Source organism: Methylopila musalis, assembly GCF_042679725.1.
In the GTDB taxonomy this organism is placed as follows: Bacteria; Pseudomonadota; Alphaproteobacteria; order Rhizobiales; family Methylopilaceae; genus Methylopila; species Methylopila musalis.
Genome location: NZ_JBHTMX010000315.1, coordinates 1 through 2081 on the forward strand (window position 1 = coordinate 1; position 2081 = coordinate 2081).

Below are 2081 nucleotides of genomic sequence, written 5' to 3' on the forward strand. Positions count from 1 at the left end.
CAAAAGCTTGACCGCAAACACGGAAGATACCCGCGCGAAGGCGCGGGCATGACGGCGAGCGGGGCGTCCTTGGCTTTCCGCGACACGGTCCCGGAGCAAGCCGGGGGGAGACGCCCCACCCCCTTGTCCCGGCCTTGAGCCGGGACCCAGATCCTCTGGTGCTTCAGAACAAGCCGCGGCGGCCGGGGCGCTCTGTTTTGAGCCGTCGGCGTTAATGGGTCCCGGCTCAAGGCCGGGACAAGAAAGAGGGCGCCGCCGGGTATTCGTTTGTCGCCGGAGGTCCGTGGCAGGATGGTCGATGAAACGCCATCCCCTTGTCCCGGCCTTGAGCCGGGACCCAGATCCTCTGGTGCTTCAGAACAAGCCGCGACGGCCGGGGCGCTCTGCCTTGAGCCGTCGGCGATAATGGGTCCCGGCTCAAGGCCGGGACAAGAAAGTGGGGCGCCGAGCTTGAGGCGCCCTCACCGCGTCAGGGGTAGCTGCTGGACATCGAAGGTCGCGGATCGTCTTGCGCCGGCTGTCGCGGCGGAACCGTCAGCCCGTAACGCGCTCGATCTGGGCGCCGCAGCGGGAGAGTTTGTCTTCCAGACGCTCGAAACCGCGGTCGAGGTGATAGACGCGGTTGACCGTGGTTTCGCCGTCGGCCACCAGCCCCGCGATCACCAGCGAGACCGAGGCGCGCAGGTCCGTCGCCATCACCGGCGCGCCCTTCAGGCGCTCCACGCCCTCGATGGTGGCGGTGTCGCCGTCGAGCTGGATGCGGGCGCCGAGGCGGGCCAGCTCCTGCACGTGCATGAAGCGGTTCTCGAAAATGGTCTCGGTGATGCTGGACGCGCCCCTGGCGCGGGTCGTCAGCGCCATGAGCTGGGCCTGAAGATCGGTCGGAAAGCCCGGATAGGGCGCGGTCGTCACGTTGACCGGGCCGATGCCGTGGCCGTTGCGGACCACGCGCACGCCGTCGTTGACGCGGCTGATCTCGGCCCCGGCCTCCACCAGCACGTCGAAAGCGCTGTCGAGCAGGTCGTAGCGGGCGCCTTCGAGCGTCACGTCGCCGCCGGCCATGGCCACCGCGATGGCGTAGGTGCCGGTCTCGATGCGGTCGGGCAGCACGCTGTGGCGGGCGCCGTGCAGCCGCTCCACCCCGGTGACGGTGATGGTGGAGGTGCCCGCGCCCTCGATCTTCGCGCCCATTTTGATGAGGCAGTCCGCGAGATCGACCACCTCCGGCTCGCGGGCGGCGTTCTCGATCACGGTCTCGCCGCGGGCGAGCGTGGCGGCCATCAGGATGGTGTGGGTGGCGCCGACCGAAACCTTCGGGAACACGACCCGGCCGCCCTTGAGCCCGCCGGGGGCCTTGGCGAGCACGTAGCCGCTGTCGATCTCGATCTCGACGCCGAGCGCCTTGAGGCCGGTGAGGAAGAAGTCCACCGGCCGGGTGCCGATGGCGCAGCCGCCCGGCAGCGAGACCTTGGCCTCGCCCATGCGCGCCAGCAGCGGGCCGATGACCCAGAAGCTCGCCCGCATGCGCGACACGAGATCGTAGGGCGCGGTGGTGTCGACGATCTCGGAGGCGGTCAGGCGCACGGTCTCGCCCAGGAACTCGTCCTGGCCGGCGCGCTTGCCCTCCACCGTGACCTCGACGCCGTGATTGCCGAGGATGCGCTTCAGCAGCGCCACGTCCGCGAGCCGGGGCGTGTTGTCGAGGATCAGCGTCTCGCTGGTGAGCAGGCTCGCGATCATCAGAGGCAGGGCGGCGTTCTTCGCGCCCGAGATCGGAATGCGGCCGACGAGCGGCGAGCCGCCGATGATGCGGATGCGATCCAAAGCTGCCTCCTTCGGGGGCCGGCGGCGGGGGCGCCTGTCCCTCATGCGAAAGCCGGGGTCTAGCCCATCCCGCAGCGTCGCACAAACGTCGCAGGGCGCAGGGCCGACGCGGCTCAGGCGTCGGGCTCGTCCGCGGCCTTCGCGGCGGAGGCCTTGGCGCGGGCCTGCGCTTTGCGGCGCTTCAGGTTTTCGCGCAGGGCGGCCGCCATCCGCTCCCGGCGCTCCGCCTCGCGCCGCTCCGCGTCGGCCTTGGGGCC

The 2081-nt window shown here is 70.4% G+C and carries 1 protein-coding gene; it reads right to left on the reverse strand.

Annotated features, from left to right (window positions below; all coding sequences use genetic code 11):
• Positions 1–534: 534 nt before the first annotated feature.
• Positions 535–1824 carry a UDP-N-acetylglucosamine 1-carboxyvinyltransferase gene (murA, locus tag ACFQ4O_RS17130; protein ID WP_378777536.1) on the reverse strand — a complete coding sequence of 430 codons (1290 nt, stop codon included), beginning with the start codon at positions 1822–1824 and terminating at the stop codon, positions 535–537.
• Positions 1825–2081: the final 257 nt, after the last annotated feature.